At 60.1% G+C, this 18,625-nt stretch carries 16 protein-coding genes and 1 pseudogene; 6 read left to right on the top strand and 11 right to left on the bottom strand.

What is annotated here, in order from left to right; translation table 11 throughout:
• Positions 1-3: 3 nt before the first annotated feature.
• The 8 genes from pcaD to pcaR form a co-directional block, all read right to left on the bottom strand.
• On the bottom strand, positions 4-795 hold the full coding sequence (gene pcaD / locus ACVWSC_RS05480) for a 3-oxoadipate enol-lactonase (RefSeq protein ID WP_442112402.1): 792 nt from the start codon (positions 793-795) through the stop codon (positions 4-6).
• Between the two features lie 11 nt (positions 796-806).
• The gene (locus ACVWSC_RS05475) at positions 807-2,171 is read right to left on the bottom strand and encodes a 3-carboxy-cis,cis-muconate cycloisomerase (RefSeq protein ID WP_442112401.1); all 1,365 of its coding nucleotides are present in this window, start codon (positions 2,169-2,171) and stop codon (positions 807-809) included.
• Between the two features lie 18 nt (positions 2,172-2,189).
• Positions 2,190-3,479, bottom strand: a complete 1,290-nt coding sequence (locus tag ACVWSC_RS05470; protein ID WP_442112400.1) for an MFS family transporter — start codon at positions 3,477-3,479, stop codon at positions 2,190-2,192.
• A gap of 119 nt (positions 3,480-3,598) precedes the next feature.
• On the bottom strand, positions 3,599-4,804 hold the full coding sequence (gene pcaF / locus ACVWSC_RS05465; protein WP_442114258.1) for a 3-oxoadipyl-CoA thiolase: 1,206 nt from the start codon (positions 4,802-4,804) through the stop codon (positions 3,599-3,601).
• Complete coding sequence (locus ACVWSC_RS05460; RefSeq protein WP_442112399.1) at positions 4,801-5,580, bottom strand: CoA-transferase subunit beta; 780 nt, start codon at positions 5,578-5,580, stop codon at positions 4,801-4,803. Before ACVWSC_RS05460 ends, pcaF begins: the two co-directional genes overlap by 4 nt.
• Positions 5,577-6,437, bottom strand: coding sequence for a CoA transferase subunit A (locus tag ACVWSC_RS05455; RefSeq protein ID WP_442112398.1), 861 nt, complete (start codon positions 6,435-6,437; stop codon positions 5,577-5,579). The genes ACVWSC_RS05460 and ACVWSC_RS05455 overlap by 4 nt, the downstream gene beginning before the upstream one ends.
• A 223-nt stretch (positions 6,438-6,660) precedes the next feature.
• Positions 6,661-8,007: a 4-hydroxybenzoate transporter PcaK gene (pcaK, locus tag ACVWSC_RS05450; protein WP_442112397.1), complete on the bottom strand. Its 1,347-nt coding sequence runs from the start codon at positions 8,005-8,007 to the stop codon at positions 6,661-6,663.
• Positions 8,008-8,167: 160 nt separating this feature from the next.
• Positions 8,168-9,043: a pca regulon transcriptional regulator PcaR gene (pcaR, locus tag ACVWSC_RS05445; protein ID WP_442112396.1), complete on the bottom strand. Its 876-nt coding sequence runs from the start codon at positions 9,041-9,043 to the stop codon at positions 8,168-8,170.
• A 619-nt stretch (positions 9,044-9,662) separates the two neighbouring features.
• Here pcaR and ACVWSC_RS05440 point away from each other — a divergent pair.
• The gene (locus ACVWSC_RS05440; RefSeq protein WP_442112395.1) at positions 9,663-9,863 is read left to right on the top strand and encodes a hypothetical protein; all 201 of its coding nucleotides are present in this window, start codon (positions 9,663-9,665) and stop codon (positions 9,861-9,863) included.
• Between the two features lie 332 nt (positions 9,864-10,195).
• Positions 10,196-11,668 carry an inorganic phosphate transporter gene (locus tag ACVWSC_RS05435; RefSeq protein WP_442112394.1) on the top strand — a complete coding sequence of 491 codons (1,473 nt, stop codon included), beginning with the start codon at positions 10,196-10,198 and terminating at the stop codon, positions 11,666-11,668.
• Positions 11,669-11,812: 144 nt separating this feature from the next.
• Here the strand turns inward: ACVWSC_RS05435 and ACVWSC_RS05430 are convergent, their stop codons facing one another.
• Positions 11,813-13,291: a helicase HerA-like domain-containing protein gene (locus ACVWSC_RS05430; RefSeq protein WP_442112393.1), complete on the bottom strand. Its 1,479-nt coding sequence runs from the start codon at positions 13,289-13,291 to the stop codon at positions 11,813-11,815.
• Between the two features lie 168 nt (positions 13,292-13,459).
• Between ACVWSC_RS05430 and ACVWSC_RS05425 the strand changes: the two are divergent.
• The 4 genes and pseudogenes from ACVWSC_RS05425 to ACVWSC_RS05410 form a co-directional block, all read left to right on the top strand.
• A pseudogene (locus tag ACVWSC_RS05425) lies at positions 13,460-14,482 on the top strand (HAMP domain-containing protein); the annotation flags it as partial.
• Between the two features lie 93 nt (positions 14,483-14,575).
• Positions 14,576-15,340 (top strand): methyl-accepting chemotaxis protein, encoded by a 765-nt coding sequence (locus ACVWSC_RS05420; protein WP_371261989.1) that lies wholly within the window; start codon positions 14,576-14,578, stop codon positions 15,338-15,340.
• Between the two features lie 142 nt (positions 15,341-15,482).
• Positions 15,483-16,604, top strand: coding sequence for a glycosyltransferase family 4 protein (locus ACVWSC_RS05415; protein ID WP_442112392.1), 1,122 nt, complete (start codon positions 15,483-15,485; stop codon positions 16,602-16,604).
• Positions 16,597-17,337, top strand: a complete 741-nt coding sequence (locus tag ACVWSC_RS05410) for a DUF2334 domain-containing protein (RefSeq protein ID WP_442112391.1) — start codon at positions 16,597-16,599, stop codon at positions 17,335-17,337. The genes ACVWSC_RS05415 and ACVWSC_RS05410 overlap by 8 nt, the downstream gene beginning before the upstream one ends.
• Here the strand turns inward: ACVWSC_RS05410 and ACVWSC_RS05405 are convergent.
• The gene (locus tag ACVWSC_RS05405) at positions 17,323-17,508 is read right to left on the bottom strand and encodes a hypothetical protein (protein WP_442112390.1); all 186 of its coding nucleotides are present in this window, start codon (positions 17,506-17,508) and stop codon (positions 17,323-17,325) included. The two genes, ACVWSC_RS05410 and ACVWSC_RS05405, sit on opposite strands and share 15 nt — an antisense overlap.
• Before the next feature lie 21 nt (positions 17,509-17,529).
• Positions 17,530-18,381, bottom strand: coding sequence for a formyltetrahydrofolate deformylase (gene purU / locus ACVWSC_RS05400; protein ID WP_028943351.1), 852 nt, complete (start codon positions 18,379-18,381; stop codon positions 17,530-17,532).
• Between the last annotated feature and the right edge of the window lie 244 nt (positions 18,382-18,625).

Genomic DNA, 18,625 nt, shown 5'->3' with positions numbered 1-18,625 from the left:
TCCTCAGCGGGCCAGCAAAAAGTCGATCACACGGCGGCTGAATGGCTCGCCGACTTCGACGTTGGACAGGTGCGCGGCATGGAACTCGGCGTATTCGGCGCCTTGCACGTTTTCCTGAATGAACAGCCCGCCCGCAGGGGGCGTGACCGCGTCGTGACTACCGGAAATCACCAGCAACGGCGCCTTGATCTCACCCAGTTGATCACGGAAGTCAGCATCACGCACCGCACCACAGTTGGCGGCGTAGCCTTGCGGCGAGGTGGCGGCGAGCATGTCGGTGATGCGCTTGGCCTGATCCGGGTTGCTGGACGAATAAGCCGGGGTAAACCAGCGCTCGATCGAGGCATCGCGCAGGCCGACCATCGCCGCCTTGCCGTCGCGCAGGACCATCTCGATGCGCGGGTTCCAGGTGTCTGGCGAGCCAATCTTGGCCGCGGTGTTGCAGACGATCAGGCGGTTGATTCGCTCACCGGCATTGATGCCCAGCCACTGGCCAATCAAACCACCCATGGACAGACCACAGAAATGCGCGCGCTCGATGTTCAGCGCATCCAGCAGTGCCAGCACGTCACGACCCAACTGCTCGATCGAGTAAGGCCCTTCGGTTACCAGCGACGCGCCATGCCCACGGGTGTCGTAGCGCAACACGCGAAAATGCGCGGCCAGCACCGGGACCTGGGTGTCCCACATGTGCAGGTCAGTGCCCAGGGAGTTGGACAACACCAACACCGGGGCGCCTTCCGGGCCGTCGAGTTGATAGTTAAGTGCGCCATCGGCGAGTTGTACCTGTGCCACTGCGGCCTCCTTCAGGCTTGGAAACGATGATGTTCAGCCAGCGCACGCTCGACCCAGACACGCGCCTGACCGAGGTAATGCGCCGGATCTAGCAGACGATCGAGTTCGTCTGCAGACAGTTCAGCACTCACCTGCGGATCGTCACCCAGCACGGCACGCAAGTGGCGTTGCTCGGCCACGGCGCGCTTGCAGCAGGTTTCCAGCAGGTGATGCGCGGTGTCGCGGCCCAGGCGCTGGGCGAGGACGATACTCACCGCCTCCGCCAGCACCAGGCCTTGGGTCAGGTCGAGGTTGTGGCGCATGCGCTCGGCATCGACCTGCAAGCCATCGGCGATGATCTGTGCCTGACGCAAGGCACCAGAAACCAGGCAGCAGATCTCCGGCAGGGTTTCCCACTCGGCATGCCACAGGCCCAGGCTACGCTCGTGCTCCTGCGGCATGGCGCTGAGCAGCGTAGAAACCAGCCCCGGCACCCGCGTTGCCGCGCCGATCAACACCGCCGCACCCACTGGGTTGCGCTTGTGCGGCATGGTCGAAGAACCACCTTTGCCAGGCGCCGCAGGCTCGAATACTTCGGCCGCTTCGGTCTGCATCAGCAAGCTGATGTCGCGCCCCATCTTGCCCAGGCTACCGGCGAGCATCCCGAGCACCGAGGCGAACTCCACCAGACGGTCGCGCTGGGTATGCCACGGTTGTTCCGGCAGTTGCAGTTGCAAGTGCGCGGCCAGGGCTTCGGCCACCGGCAAGGCCTGTTCCCCTAGCGCCGCCAGGGTTCCGGAGGCGCCACCGAACTGCAGGGTGAGCAAGCGCGGCTTGAGTTCCTGCAAACGCTGGCGATGGCGGGTCAAGGCGCCCAGCCAACCGGCAATTTTCATCCCCAGGGTCACCGGGGTGGCGTGTTGCAGCCAGGTGCGTCCGGCCAGTGGCGTATTGGCGTGGGCCTCGGCCTGACGGGCCAAGGCTTCGGCAAGTTGTTGCAGGTCGCGTTCGATCAGGCTCAAGGCCTCGCGCAGTTGCAAGACCAGGCCGGTGTCCATGGCATCCTGACTGGTGGCGCCCAGGTGCACATAACGCTCGGCTTCGGGGACGCCACTGGCGATCACCCGGCCCAGGGCCTTGACCAGCGGAATGGCGGAGTTTCCGGCAATACCAATGGCCTCGGCGAGTGCGGCAAAGTCATAACGTTCAGCCTTACAGGCGGCCACGATCGGTGCCACTGCCACCTGCGGAATGACTCCAACGACCGCTTCTGCGTGCGCCAGGGCTGCCTCGAAATCGAGCATGCCCTGTACCCGGCCACGGTCGGAAAACACCTCACGCATCGCCGGTGCGGTGAAGTAGGCATCGAACAGCTGATTGCCGGGTCGCGGGGTCATCTACACATCCTTCGCAAGTCAATGATCGTGGTGCAGGTAAGCCGCCTGTTTCGGCAGGCGCAGGCTGAACAGGAAAGCGATCGCCATCATGGCGGTAACGTACCAGTAAAAGGTGTTCTCCATCCCCATCGACTTCAGCCCCAGCGCCACATATTCGGCCGAGCCGCCAAACATCGCGTTGGCCACCGCATAGGCCAGGCCGACGCCCAGCGCGCGCACCTGCGGCGGGAACATCTCGGCTTTGACCAAGCCACTGATCGAGGTATAGAAACTGACAATGCACAGCGCCAGGGTAATCAGCACAAAGGCCAGAAACGGACTGGTAACGGTTTTCAGCGCCATCAGGATCGGCACGGTGAATACGGTACCCAAGGCACCGAACAACAGCATCGAATTGCGCCGGCCAATACGGTCGGAAAGCATGCCGAAGAACGGCTGCATGCACATGTACAGAAACAGCGCGCCGGTCATGATGAAGCTGGCGGTTTTCGCGCTCATGCCGGCGGTGTTCACCAGGTACTTCTGCATGTAGGTGGTAAAGGTGTAGAAAATCAGCGAGCCGCCAGCGGTGTAACCCAGCACGGTGATGAAGGCCGCCGTGTGATGACGGAACAGCCCGGCAATACTGCCTGCCTCTTTGTCGTTACGGGTCTCGGCGCTGCTGGTCTCTTCCAGCGAACGGCGCAGGAACAACGAGATCACCGCAGCAACGGCGCCCACCACGAACGGAATCCGCCAGCCCCAGGCGCGCAGTTCATCTTCGCTGAGCAGTTGCTGCAGAATCACCACCACCAGCACCGCCAGCAGTTGCCCGCCGATCAGGGTGACGTACTGGAACGAGGCAAAAAACCCGCGTTGACCACGCAGCGCCACTTCACTCATATAGGTAGCGGTGGTGCCGTACTCGCCACCTACCGACAGGCCCTGGAACAACCGCGCCAGCAATAGCAGCGCAGGCGCCCAGGCGCCGATCGAGTTGTAGGTGGGCAGGCAAGCGATGACCAGGGAGCCGGCACACATCATCAGCACCGAGATCATCATGGAATTCTTGCGGCCATGCCGGTCGGCCACCCGGCCGAACAGCCAGCCACCAATCGGTCGCATCAAAAAGCCAGCCGCGAACACCCCTGCGGTATTGAGCAGTTGCACCGTGGGATCGTCGGAGGGGAAAAACGCCGGGGCGAAGTAGATGGCGCAGAAGGCATAGACATAGAAGTCGAACCATTCGACCAAGTTGCCCGAAGAGGCACCGACAATGGCGAAGATACGCTTACTGCGCTCCTCACCGGTGTAATAGGCTGTAGTCATGACCGTTTACTCCTGGAGGGTTACTGAAGTCTAGACATATTCAGTAACACCTCGTTCCGCAGAACAATCACCCCAAGCGAACAGCCCTGCGTGGGAGCCGCTCGCCTGGGATCATTGGTTTACACGCGCTCGATAGCCAGGGCCAGGCCCTGCCCTACGCCAACGCACATGGTCGCCAGCCCCTTGCGACCACCGGATTTCTCCAGTTGGTGCAGGGCCGTCAGGATCAGACGCGCGCCACTCATGCCCAGCGGATGGCCCAGAGCAATAGCGCCACCGTTCGGGTTGACCTGCGGCGCATCATCGGCCAGGCCCAGTTCACGCAGCACCGCCAAACCTTGGCTGGCAAACGCTTCATTGAGCTCGATCACATCGAAATCGCTCACTGCCACACCCAGACGCTCGGTCAGTTTGCGTACCGCAGGCACCGGGCCAATGCCCATGACCCGCGGCGCCACACCGGCGCTGGCCATCCCCAGTACTCGGGCACGTGGGGTCAGGCCGTGTTTTTTCACCGCTTCAGCCGAGGCCAGGATCAGTGCTGCAGCACCGTCGTTGACCCCGGAGGCATTGCCGGCGGTGACGGTTTTGTCCGGGCCGTTGACCGGCTTCAGCCGCGCCAGCGCTTCAAGCGTAGTGTCGGCGCGTGGATGCTCATCGTGCTCGACGACGGTCTCGCCTTTTTTATGGGCAATGCGCACCGGCACGATTTCTTCAGCAAAAAAGCCGGCGGCCTGAGCCACTGCTGTACGTTGCTGGCTGCGCAGGGCGAAGGCGTCCTGGTCAGCACGCGAGACCTGATAGTCGTCAGCGACGTTATCGGCGGTCTGTGGCATGGCATCGACGCCGTACTGGGCTTTCATCAACGGGTTGATGAAACGCCAGCCAATGGTGGTGTCTTCCAGCTTCATGTTGCGCGAATAGGCGCTGTCGGCCTTGCCCATGACGAACGGGGCACGCGACATCGACTCGACGCCACCGGCAATCGCCAGCTCCATCTCACCGCTGGCAATGGCGCGGAAGGCAGTGCCCACCGCGTCCATGCCCGAAGCGCACAGACGGTTGAGGGTAACCCCCGGCACGCTGTCCGGCAGCCCCGCCAGCAGCAGCGCCATGCGCGCCACGTTGCGGTTGTCTTCACCGGCCTGGTTGGCGCAGCCGAGGAACACTTCGTCCAGCTGTTCCCATTGCACCTGCGGGTTGCGCTCGATCAAGGCCTTGATCGGCACCGCCGCCAGGTCATCGGCACGCACACCGGCCAACGCGCCGCCGAAGCGGCCGATGGGGGTACGAATGGCATCGCAGATAAATACGTCACGCATCAGGCTTCTCCTGGTGCTTGGCCGTGAGCGGCAGCCGTACGGGCTTCCAGATCACGCAGCGCGGTCAGCTCGACGTCGCTCGGCGCCTCGGTGGTCGCTACTGTATCGGCAAAGCGAATCGCCCAGCCGGTCGCGGCAATGATCTGCTCACGGGTAACGCCCGGGTGGATCGCGGTTACCACGAATTCGTTGGTGCCGGCTTCCGGCTCCATGATGCACAGGTCGGTGATGATCCCCACCGGCCCGGCACCTGGCAGGCCCAGACGTTTGCGCGAGTCACCGCCTTCGCCATGCCCCACCGAAGTGATGAAGTCGAGCTTGTCGACGAAGGCACGGTTCGATTGCTTGAGGATGATCAGCACTTGCTTGGCAGAACCGGCAATTTCCGGCGCGCCACCGGCACCAGGCAGGCGCACTTTCGGCTGATGGTAGTCACCGACCACGGTGGTGTTGATGTTGCCGAAGCGATCCACCTGGGCGGCGCCGAGGAAGCCCACATCAATACGCCCACCTTGCAGCCAGTAGCGGAAAATCTCGCCGGTCGGCACTACGGTGTCAGCGGTTTCCGCCAGTTCGCCATCGCCAATCGACAGTGGCAGTACGCTTGGTTTGGCACCGATCGGACCAGACTCGTAAATCAGCACCACATCCGGCGAGGACGTCAGACGCGCCAGGTTGGCCGCCTTGGAAGGCAGGCCGATACCGACGAAGCACACCGCACCATTGCGCAGACGACGAGCTGCGGCGACGGTCATCATTTCATTGGTGGAGTAGCTCATTGTGCAGCCTCCGAAGCGCTGGCCAGTTTTGCCTTGAATTCAGTGAAGTCGGTGGTGCCGCGAATGTATTCGTCGATCCAGGCGGTGAAGGCTTCGCGATTGCGGGCAATCGGGTCCCAGGCCTGATAGAAACGGTTGTCACGCTCGTAGTAACCATGGGCGTACGACGGGTGCGCACCGCTTGGTACCAGGCACACTGCCGACAGTGCCCAGGTCGGCAGGACACAGGCGTTCATCGGGGCATTGAGGTCGTCGACGATCTCTTCGACTGTGACGATGCAGCGCTTGGCCGCCAGGGCCGCTTCTTTCTGCACGCCAAGAATGCCCCACAGCAGTACGTTGCCTTTGCGGTCAGCCTTTTGCGCATGGATCACGGTGACATCCGGGCGAACCGAAGGGACGGCGGCGAGCACTTCACCGGTGAAGGGGCAGGTAACGCTCTTGATCAATGGGTTGACCTTGGGCAGGTCGGAACCGGCGTAGGCACGCAGCACCGCGAAGGGCAGGCCCGAGGCACCGGCAACGTAGGCGTTGGCCAGGTCAGCGTGGCTGTGCTCTTCGATTTCCATCGGCTGCGGCCATTGCTTTTCTACGGCATCGCGCAGACGGTGCAACGAGCCTACGCCTGGGTTGCCGCCCCAGGAGAAAATCAGTTTGCGGGCACAACCAGCGCCGATCAGCTGATCGTAGATCAGGTCCGGCGTCATACGTACCAGGGTCAGCTCTTTCTTGCCCTGACGAATGATTTCATGCCCGGCGGCAGTCGGAATCAAGTGCGTAAAGCCTTCGAGGGCGACGCTGTCACCGTCGTGGACGAACTGCTTCACGGCGTCGTGGAGCGAGAGAATTTCAGCCATTGCAGACTCCTGGATATGCTGAGTCGAGGTCGGTGTGCAAGGCGCCGAGGGTGGCGCCGGTAGGACTTCAGATTAAGGCGGGGTCTGGAGCGGTACAATCCGATAATCGACTATCTGTTCGATTATCGAACGAATTGTCGTGCAGTGGGAGCGGGCTTGCCCCGCGATAGCGATTTGGCAGACGAATCGCATCGCGGGGCAAGCCCGCTCCTACACCATCAAATCACGTCGCATCAGCGTGGCTGACCATGCCCTTGATAAGCACCGCCACCGTAGCCAGTCCGGCCGGAATCACCAGCGCTGTCAGCACCTGTTCGAAGTTCCAGCCCAGCCCCAGCAGCGTGGCGCCCATCCAGGCACCAAGAATCGCCCCGAAACGCCCGATACCCAGCATCCACGACACTCCAGTGGCGCGGCCCTGGGTCGGGTAAAAACGCGCCGCAAGAGACGGCATGGCCGATTGCGCGCCGTTGACACACATGCCGGCGATCAACACCAAGGTGGCCAACAAGGTGATGTCGCCCAGGCTTTGCCCGACCGCGTAGGCAAACACCCCGGCCAACAGGTAGAACACCCCGATCACCTTGTGAGGGTTGTAGCGGTCCATGGCCCAGCCCACCGCCACCGCACTGAGGACCCCGCCAAACTGGAACAAGGCACCGATAAAGGCGGCCTGCTCCATGCTCGCGCCGCTGTCACGCATCAAGGTCGGCAACCAGCTGGTGAGCAGGTAGACAATCACCAGCCCCATAAAATAGGTCAGCCACAACAGCAAGGTGCCGACGCTGTAGGTGCCAGAAAAAATCACCGCGAACACATTACGAGCCTTGACCGTTTTCTGCTCTGGCACGCTAAAGCTCGAGGCCTGACCGACCACCGCCGGTTGGATCGGCGCCAGTGTTCTGCGTACTTTGTCGGTACCACGGTTGCGCACTACCAGAAAGCGTGCCGATTCTGGCAACCACAGCATCAATACCAAGGCCAACAGCAGGGGCAGTACCCCACCGATCAGCAACAGGCTGTGCCAGCCGAACGCCGGAATCAACTTGGCTGAAATAAAGCCACCGCCGGCCATGCCCAGGTTGAAACCACAGAACATGCTGGTGACCAACAGCGACTTGTGCCGCTCGGGGGTGTATTCAGACAGCAAGGTGGTGGCGTTGGGCATACCTGCGCCAAGACCCAAGCCAGTCAGAAAGCGCAGCACCAGCAACTGGTCGACGTTGGTGGCGTACGCCGACGCCAGGCTGAATGCCCCGAACACCACCACGGCTACCACCAGCACCAGCTTGCGGCCAAAGCGGTCGGCCAACGGCCCCGAGCCCAAGGCACCGAAGACCATGCCGATCAGCGCCGCGCTCATGACCGGGCCCAGGCTGGCACGGTCGATCCCCCAGTCCTGCGACAGCGCTGGGGCAATAAAGCCCATGGCCGCAGTATCCAGACCATCGAGGAACACAATCAGGAAACACAGGATCACCACACGCCATTGATAACGTGACAGTGGTTGTTCATTAATAAAGGACTGCACATCAAGGCAGTTCCCGACAGCAGCTTGCGGACTGTTCATTATTTTTATCCAGTAGTAGCGCGCATGTGTGCGGGGCGCGCGTGAGCGACACAATCGATCAAGACCGACCGACTGGTGCGAAGGACATTAATAAGCAGTCGAAAGCCGCGCAATTCGATAAACGCAACACTGTGCGTTTATCGAACAGGAACGTACAGGGTTATGCGAACAGCTGTGTGCTCAAGTCACGACTGGCGGCAAGCATGATCGGCAGGAAGCGCTGTTCAAGCTCGGTGCGGCTGACCCGACCCGCATGGGTGCTGACGTTAAGGGCCGCCAGCACCTGACCGGAAGCATCGTAGACCGGCACGGCAATCGAGCGCAGGCCTTGCTCCAGCTCCTGATCAACCACGCACCAGCCTTGCTGCCGGACCTGCTGCAGGCATTCGAGCAGTGCCACCGGGTCGCGGATGGTACGGCTGGTCTTGGCCTGCAAGTCGGCATGCTCCAGGTATTCATGCAAGGTCGCATCGTCCAGTGCGGCCAGCAGAATCCGACCCATGGAGGTGCAATAGGCAGGCAGTCGCCCGCCGACCGAGAGATCGACGGAGATCAACCGTTGCACCGTCGCCGAACGCGCGATGTAAAGAATGTCATCGCCTTCCAGCGTGGCCATGTTGCAGGCCTCGTGCAATTGATCGCTCATACGGTCGAGGTAGGGCTGGGCCGACACCGCCAGTGGCGTAGACGACAAGTAGGCATGGCCAAGCGTCAGCACTTTGGGCAGCAGCGAGTAAGTGCGCCCGTCGGTAGTGGCATAGCCCAGCTTGATCAAGGTGTGCAGGCAACGACGCACCGCAGCACGGGGAATTTCCGTACGGTGGCTGATCTGCGCGATGGTCAGGTGACGCTTGCGTTCCTGGAATGCCTGGACCACCGCCAGGCCACGCGCCAGCGACGTCATGAAGTCCGGGTCACCGGTGAAGGCCTGGATGCGCCTGGCCGGTGAAGCAACGATGGGCGGTGCCAGCGACGCAAACGAACTGCGCACCTGATCGTTCAATCCGGCCCCCTTGGGCGATGTTTCTTCTGTCATGGTTCACCTCGGCAACACGGTCACTGGGGCGATTATCGAACCAACGACCGATAATCGCAATTGACCGCTACCCTCAATTGCTTATACCTTTCCACTGCCACCATGTGGCTTCTTGGAGAGACTGGTCAGGTACCCACCGTAGAAGTCCCAGGCACGGCCTTGCCCACGAAGCGAGGCCGTTTTTTCTTCTTTCAGCCAAGTGTTAACTGCTTCTACGCGCTGAAAACAATTACGCCGTGCTTCGCGCCAGCGCTAGTGTGAACAATCCGATTGCATACCTACGTTAACAAGCGCGTAACAAACGCCGGTCTTTGTTGTCATTAGTGAAACAACTGGCTTATACGGTAGTGCAACTTGCTTGCTATAATCACTTTTACTTTCTGCTGCTTGGCGGGGCTATGTCGGATCCAATCCGTGTTTGCCTGATGCCGCAGAGAAAGGACCTGCTGCAACGTCATAACAATGAGCACCCTTTCGTTGCATTCGACTTGCACGCTAAAAATCGACTGTTGCTGCGACAGTAACTACGCTCTGGCAGCGTAGCCGCGTTGATGTTGCGCAGGAGCGTAACCGCTGACGCGTTAACGCCAGAGTTTATTCATAACCAACAGGTAGCACTGTGACGAAAGACGAACTGCGCGCGGAACTTGAGCGCCAGGAACAACGTTACAAGGAAGTTTACGGCGGGGAAGTCACCACTTACGCCGCCCAACCCGATCCAGAGCGCAAGCCCTGGCGCAAGCGCGCCAGTATTCTTGACCAGGCATTCGCCCAGGAAATCCAAAAGATCGAGAAAGAACTCAAGGCCGACGAGCCCTGATGCTCGCCCCTGTCCTGCACCGTTGCTGGCCGGATGAGTGGTACTTGAGAAAAGCCGGATAGGGCTGATCGTTACAGCCCTACCGCAAGCGGTAATGGTTTCTCACAAATTTCATACATGCGTTTGAATTTTTCATAGACGCAGCGACTTTCGGTAAACCCTTATATTTTCTAGATTTTTACCGATTTTAGCCGACATTTTCGCGGTCGTTTCCGACACATCCCTTGCTGGAAAAGTGTCCGGACGGCCAGAACCGGTCAGCGGCAGGTGCATCGATTAGCAGGGATTTCTGGCATAATCGCGCCCCCTTATGACCGGGTCAGAAAACCTTCATGATCGATTTATTCAGCGGACTTGATGCCTGGGTACTGGTGAGCCTCGTGCTTGCTTTGACCTTCGTACTCGCCTTCGAGTTCATTAATGGCTTTCATGATACCGCTAACGCGGTAGCGACAGTCATTTACACCAAAGCCATGCCCCCACACCTGGCAGTGTTCTTTTCCGGGGTGTTCAACTTCCTCGGCGTGCTGCTCGGCGGTGTCGGTGTGGCCTACGCCATCGTGCACCTGCTGCCGGTAGAACTGCTGATCAATGTGAACACCGGCCATGGTCTGGCCATGGTGTTCTCCTTGCTCACGGCGGCCATCGCCTGGAACCTGGGCACCTGGTACTTCGGTATTCCGGCCTCCAGCTCCCACACCCTGATCGGCTCGATCCTCGGTGTTGGCCTGGCCAACGCCCTGATCAGCGACATTCCGCTGGGTGACGGCGTCAACTGGCAAAAAGCAATCGACATCGGCGTCTCCCTGCTGCTGTCACCGATGGCTGGTTTTGCCGTTGCGGCACTCGTGCTGTTGGGCCTGAAATGGTGGCGCCCACTGTCGAAGATGCACAAGACGCCTGAACAGCGCCGCAAGCTCGACGACAAGAAGCACCCGCCGTTCTGGAACCGCCTGGTGCTGGTCATGTCGGCAATGGGCGTAAGCTTCGTGCACGGCTCCAATGACGGCCAGAAAGGTATTGGCCTGATCATGTTGGTACTGATCGGTATCGTTCCGGCGCAGTTCGTTCTCGACCTGAACAGCACCACCTATCAGATCGAGCGGACCCGCGACGCTACCCTGCACCTGAGCCAGTTCTACCAGCGCAACGAAGCGACCCTGGGTGAATTCCTGGCACTGGGCAAAGCCAAGACTGGCGACCTGCCAGAGCAGTTCAGCTGCAACCCGCAGCAAACCGAACCGACCATCGCGGCCTTGCTCGAATCGCTCAAGGGTGTAACCGAGTACCGCTCGCTGACGCCTGAAAAGCGTGTAGAAGTACGTCGCTACCTGCTCTGCCTGGACGACACCGCGAAGAAAGTTGGCAAGCTGCCAGGCCTGCAGGCGCGTGAAAAGGCCGACCTGGACAAGCTGCGTAAAGACCTGACGGCCACCACCGAATACGCCCCGTTCTGGGTGATTCTCGCGGTCGCCCTGGCCCTGGGCCTGGGTACCATGGTCGGCTGGAAGCGTGTGGTACTGACCATCGGTGAGAAAATCGGCAAGCAGGGCATGACCTATGCCCAGGGCATGGCGGCACAGATCACCGCAGCCTGCGCCATCGGCATGGCCAACATCTTCAGCCTGCCGGTATCGACCACCCACGTATTGTCGTCGGGTGTAGCCGGTACGATGGTGGCGAACAAGAGCGGCCTGCAAGGCGGCACCGTCAAGACCATCCTGCTGGCCTGGGTACTGACCCTGCCAGCAACCGTGGGCCTGTCGGCTGGCTTGTTCTGGTTGGCGACCAAGTTCTTCGTCTGAACCTGCTCGCAGTAAAAAAGGCGCCTCCGGGCGCCTTTTTTCATGGTGGGAACTGTCTTGCACCACCTGTAGGAGCGGGCTTGCCCCGCGATTGCGGTGCACCTGTCACACCGCCTCGCGGGGCAAGCCCGCTCCTACAGGCAGTTAGCGGCGTTTGCTGCTACCGAGTAACGAGCCCATCAAGCCACGCACCAACTGGCGCCCGAACTGGTTGGCGGCCTGGCGCATGGCAGATTTGATCGCCTGCCCTGCCGCACTCTGCAGAAACTCCCCAGCCTTGTCGGCCAAACTCTCTTCGGCAGCGGCCGGCGCTTGCTCAGGTGGTGCAACCCCACCCTTGCGGGCATTGAGCATTTCATAAGCCGATTCACGGTCTGCCGGTTTGTCGTAACGCCCGGCCAGTGGCGAGGCGGCAATCAGCGCTGTGCGCTCAACGTCGCTCAATGGCCCGATGCGCGACTGCGGCGGCGCAATCAACACCCGCTGAACCATGCCCGGCGTACCTTTATCCTGCAAGGTGCCGACCAAGGCCTCACCGATACCCAGCTCAGTCAGCACACTCAAGGTGTCAAAGTCGGGATTGGGGCGGAAACCGTCGGCAACTGCCTTCAACGACTTCTGCTCTTTGGCGGTAAACGCACGCAAACCGTGCTGAATACGCAAGCCCAACTGCGCCAGGACATCATCCGGCAAGTCACTCGGCGACTGGGTAACGAAATACACCCCAACACCCTTGGAACGAATCAGCCGAACCACCTGCTCCAGACGATCCTGCAACGCCTTGGGCGTACCATTGAACAGCAGGTGCGCTTCATCGAAGAACAGCGCCAGCAGCGGCTTGTCGGCATCGCCACGCTCAGGCAACTGTTCGAACAACTCGGCCAGCAACCACAACAGGAAGGTCGCATAGACCTTGGGCGCTTCGTGCACCAGGCGGCTGGCGTCCAATAAATGAATACGACCACGGCCGTCAGTATCCGGGCGCAGCAGGTCTTCGAGCTGTAAAGCCGGCTCACCAAACAAGGCTTCGGCGCCCTGCTGCTCCAAGGTCGCCAGGCGTCGCAACAGTGCCTGGCTGGAACCTGTGGTCATCAGCGCGCTGTCTTCGCCGAGCAGTTGCGGATTGTCCTTGAGGTGCGCCAGCAGCGCCTTGAGGTCCTTGATGTCGAGCAACAACAAACCTTCGCGGTCGGCCACCTTGAACGCGGCATACAGCGCAGCCTGCTGGCTGTCGGTCAGTTCCAGCAAGTTACCCAGTAACAACGGGCCCATTTCGCTCAGGGTAGTGCGCAAAGGATGGCCGGATTGCCCATGAATATCCCACAGACTGACCGGATAGGCCTGCGGCCGATAGCCGAGCCAAGGCATACCGGCAATCCGCTCAGCCACCTTGCCTTGAGGGTTGCCGACCGCACCCAGACCACACAAGTCGCCTTTGACGTCAGCCGCAAACACCGCGACCCCGGCATCGCTAAAGGCCTCGGCCATATGCTGCAGGGTGACGGTTTTTCCCGTACCGGTGGCCCCCGCAACCAGACCGTGGCGGTTAGCCAGACGCATGGCTTGAGCAACTGGTTGTCCGGCCAGATCAGCGCCGAGAATGAACTGCGAAGAGTCAGGCATGTTTTTTCACCCTCTATTCAAGCTTTGATACAAATCGGCCGATAGCTCATTAGCGATAGACCACCAGAAAGACAGGATAAGCCCGACAAGGAAGGGGACCTGCACTGCTTTCAAACTGTTCTTTGTGCGAACGACCCGGATAACAAAACCTTAGCGGACCAACTCGTTATGAACAAAAGCCTCCGTTTCAGCCACAAGATCCTTCTGGCCGCTTCTCTGATCGTCATGATCGCGTTTACCTTGTTTACTTTGTACAACGATTACCTGCAGCGCAATGCGATCCGTGAAGATCTTGAACGTTATCTCGCGGAGATGGGCGATACCACCTCAACCAATATTAAAAACCTGTTTGATGGACGTATCCTGCTAGTACAAAACGTGGCACAGAACATTGCCGCATTTCCTGAAGCTGAAAAGATTGGCACCTTATTGGGGCAACAAGCCCTGGTGTCGAGTTTTCTGACGATTTACCTGGGCGACGTCAATGGTGGTTTCACCATTCGTCCGCAAACCAAGATGCCTGACGGTTATGACCCGCGTGTGCGCCCTTGGTACAAAGACGGGATGGCCGCCAATGGCCCGATCCTGACCGAACCCTACATCGACGTCAGCACCGGCAAGATGGTGATTTCGGTGGTGGCCACTGCCGCGCGCAACGTCGGCGTGGTCGGCGGCGATCTGGCGCTGGACGGCCTGACCGAAATCATTAACTCACTGAACTTCGGCGGCATGGGCTACGCCTTCCTGGTCAATGACCAAGGCAAGATCCTGGTGCACCCCGACAAAAATCTGGTGATGAAGTCGCTGTCGGACCTGTTCCCGCAGAACACCCCGCGCCTGAGCAAAGACCTCAGTGAAGTACAAGTCAACGGTCAAACCCGCCTGCTGACCTTCGCCCCGGTCAAAGGCTTGCCTTCGGCCAACTGGTACATCGGCCTGTCTGTCGACAAAGACAAAGCCTACGCAATGCTCAGCGAGTTCCGCACTTCAGCGGTGATCGCCACCCTGGTTGCGGTGGCCATCATCATCGCCCTGCTCGGCCTGTTGATTCGCGTGCTGCTGCAGCCACTGCACACCATGACCCGGGCCATGGAAGACATCGCCCAAGGTGAAGGTGACCTGACCAAGCGCCTGACCCTGCACAGCCAGGACGAATTCGGCGTGCTGGGCAAAGCCTTCAACCATTTCGTCGAGCGCATTCACAGTTCAATCCGCGAGGTGTCGTCGGCCACCGAGCAGGTCAACGAAGTGGCACTGCGGGTAGTCAGCGCCTCCAACTCTTCGATGGTCAACTCCGACGAGCAGTCCAACCGCACCAACAGTGTTGCTGCCGCAATCAACCAGCTCGGCGCTGCGGCCCAGGAAATTGCCCATAACGCCGCCCAGGCCTCGCAACAGGCAAGCTCCGCGCGTCATCTGGCAGAAGAAGGCCAGCAAGTGGTCGATCGCAGCATTGCCGCGATGAACCGTCTGTCGGATCTGATCTGCACGTCGAGTTCGCACATCGAGACGCTCAACAGCAAGACCGTGAACATCGGCCAGATCCTCGAAGTGATCACCAGCATCTCCCAGCAAACCAACCTGCTGGCGCTCAACGCCGCGATCGAAGCGGCCCGAGCGGGTGAAGCCGGCCGTGGCTTTGCCGTGGTTGCCGATGAAGTGCGCAACCTGGCGCACCGCACGCAGGAATCGGCGCAGCAGGTGCAAAACATGATCGAGGAGCTGCAAGTCGGTGCGCGCGAGTCGGTCGATACCATGGGCCAGAGCCAACGCCACAGTCAGGACAGTGTCGAAATTGCCAACCAGGCCGGTGAGCGTCTTGGCAGCGTCACCCTGCGCATTGGTGAAATCGACGGCATGAACCAATCGGTGGCGACTGCCACTGAAGAGCAAACCGCCGTGGTTGACTCGATCAACATGGACATCAATGAAATCAACATGCTCAACCAGGAAGGGGTCGAGAATCTGCAATCGACCCTGCGCGCCTGCGCCGACCTGGAGCAACAGGCCAGCCGCCTGAAACAGCTGGTCGGCAGCTTCCGCATCTAAGCAGCAAAGGCAGCGGCCAGCGCCGCTGCCCTCCCCTCGAAACGCGATCGAACAAACTATCCTGTATAGAGGTCAACCTTAGGGCGCGTCCTGCGGTGCATGCCAACACCGCACGACACACTCTGAAGACGATCTCGGAGGGATGCAGATCGTGCATATCGCTGACATCACTATGTTCTATGCCCCCGCCAGTGGCGGTGTGCGTACTTATCTTGATGCCAAACATCGCCGCCTGGGGCTGACGCCAGGTGTCCGTCACAGCCTGCTGGTCCCCGGCGCTAGCCCCCAGCACGACAACGGTGTCTATCAGGTACCGGCACCGGCATTGCCGTTCGGCAATGGCTATCGCTTTCCATTGCGCCTGGCGCCCTGGTGCAACGTCCTGCAGCAATTGCAGCCGGACCTGATCGAAGTCGCAGACCCTTACCTGACCGCCTGGGCAGCGCTGGACGCACGGCGTCAGCTCGATATACCGGTCATCGGCTTCTATCACTCCGACCTGCCGCTGCTGGTCAGCAATCGCATGGGCAACTGGTTCACCCCCAATGTCGAAGCCTATGTCAGCAAGCTGTATGGCAATTTCGACCGGGTGCTGGCGCCCAGCCAGGTAATGGCCAACAAACTGCGCCGCCTGGGCATCAATAATGTGCATGTTCAGCGCCTGGGCGTAGACCTGAACACTTTTCATCCACGTCACCGCGACCCAACCCTGCGCCGGCAGTTGCACATTGCAGACAGCACCCATTTGCTGGTGTTTGCCGGCCGTGGCTCACGGGAAAAAAACCTGCCGGTACTGCTCGACTGCATGCAGCGCCTGGGTAAGCACTACCACTTGTTACTGCTGGGCTCGCACATGCCCTCCAACGTACCCGGCAATGTCAGCGTTATCGACCACTTCTGCCCTGCCAGCGAAGTCTCCCGCCTGTTGGCAAGTGCCGATGCGCTGGTGCACGCAGGCGATCAGGAAACCTTCGGCCTGGTCATTCTCGAAGCCATGGCCAGCGCGATTCCCGTGGTAGCCGTAGACGCTGGCGCGTTCAGGGAAATCCTCGATCAGCGCTTTGGCCGCCTGTGCCCGCCCAATGACGGTCAGGCCATGGCCAGGGCAGTACGCGAAGTCTTCGAAGAAGGCCCCGCGCAGCTTGGCTTGCAGGCCCGTCGCCATGTCGAGCAGCACTACGCCTGGGACACGGTGGTCAATGGCCTGCTGGCACACTACCGGGCGGTGCTGGGCTATGAGCTACCGGTACGGGCTCATGCCTGAGCAGAACCTGCTGTTGGTCCTGCACGACGTAGCCCCGCAAACCTGGCCGGACTACCAGACGTTCGTCGAAGCGGTGGATGCCCTGGGCAGCATTCCCATGACCTGGCTGGTGGTACCGGATTTTCACAAGCGCAATCCACTGGCTTGCGCGACTGAATTTCGCCATATGCTTGATCGACGCCTGCAGCGGGGCGACGAGCTGGTACTGCATGGCTTTTATCATCTCGACGACAGCCCACCACCGCATTCGCTCAAAGACTATGTCATGCGGCGTATCTACACCCATGAAGGCGAGTTCTCCACACTTGACCAGGCTACCGCGCGGCAACGCCTGGAAGACGGAATAGCCTTGTTTCAGCGCTTTGGCTGGCCACTGGCTGGCTTTGTTGCCCCGGCCTGGCTGATGAGCCTGGGCACGCGACAAGCGCTGAGCACGCTCCCCCTGGCATACACCAGCGGCCCGAGGCACCTTTATCGCTTGCCGGACTTCACACCGATTGCTGCCCCCGGCCTGGTCTGGAGCGCGCGCAGCGGTTGGCGCCGCGGCCTGTCCAAGGGGGTGTGTAATCTTCAGCTTTCCCGCATGCAGGAGGCTGCGGTGATACGCCTGGGCCTGCACCCGGTGGATATGCGCCATGACCTTTCCCGGCGTTTCTGGATGCAAACCTTGCAACAGCTGCTGTATCAGGGGCGGACACCCCTAACAAAGTCGGCCTGGCTAGCCGGCCGTTGAATCAGGCTCCGCCGCTTTGCCCGTTGGTTGCAGCTGCTGCCACAGCTCGGCGGCACCGGGAAAATCGGTGCCGTCATCGCTGTTCAGGGCTTCGGGGTCGTAACGGCTCAGACAGCCCTCACCGAGAACTGGCGGGGCTTTGGAGGTTGCCTTGTCGAAGGGATCGGCCATGCTGCAACCTCCTCAAACGGTTTAGTTGAAGACCACCGTCTTGTTGCCGTGAACCAGCACACGGTCTTCCAGGTGATAACGCAAGCCACGCGCCAACACCATTTTCTCGACATCACGGCCAAAGCGAACCATGTCTTCGATGCTGTCGCTGTGGCTGACCCGTACTACGTCCTGCTCGATGATCGGACCGGCATCCAGTTCTTCAGTGACATAGTGGCAAGTCGCGCCAATCAGTTTCACGCCGCGCAAAGAGGCCTGGTGATAGGGCTTGGCACCGACGAACGATGGCAGGAAGCTGTGGTGAATATTGATCACCTGCTGGGCATATTCCTGACACAGTTGCGGCGGCAGAATTTGCATGTAACGCGCCAGCACGACTACATCAGCACCGTGCTCTTTGACCAGGCGCGACACTTCGGCGAACGCCGGTTGTTTGTCTTGCGGATCGACCGGTACATGGAAAAACGGAATGCCATGCCACTCGACCATGCTGCGCAGGTCATTGTGGTTGGAGATAACGCAGGGAATATCGCAATCCAGCTCCTTGGCGTGCCAGCGGTGCAGCAGGTCGGCCAGGCAGTGGGACTCACGGCTGGCCATCAGTACCACACGCTTTTTCTGGTCGGTATCGGTGATCCGCCAGACCATGGAAAACTCTTCAGCGATCGGTGCAAACGCCTCGCGGAACGCCTCAATGCCAAATGGCAGGGTTTGCGCGCGGATTTCGTGGCGCATGAAGAACCAACCGCTCTGCTCATCGGAGTGATGGCTCGCTTCGTTGATCCAGCCGTTATAGGACGCCAGGAAATTACTGACTTTGGCGACGATGCCAACGCGGTCGGGGCAAGCAATCACCAGCCGATAGGTGCGCATGAATGAGACTCCAGATACTTCGCAAAGGCGCTCATTCTAACGAGTACACAGCAAAACTGCAGTAGGCAATGCACGCGCTTTGTCGCATGTGTCAGCAGTACCTGAGTAGCGAGTGCAGGCGATACGGATTGGGCCGAGGCGGCAAAATTAACTGAGCTTTACCAGTATTAGTTTGTAAATTTTTTTTTATACAATTTATCGAATCGCTTTAACCGCAGCGCTAATTATTGCCAAGTTTAATGTT

It is taken from the genome of Pseudomonas sp. NUPR-002 (assembly GCF_056322725.1).
Note: the sequence above shows the minus strand (reverse complement) of the source record. Positions and strands in the feature narration are given on the sequence as shown.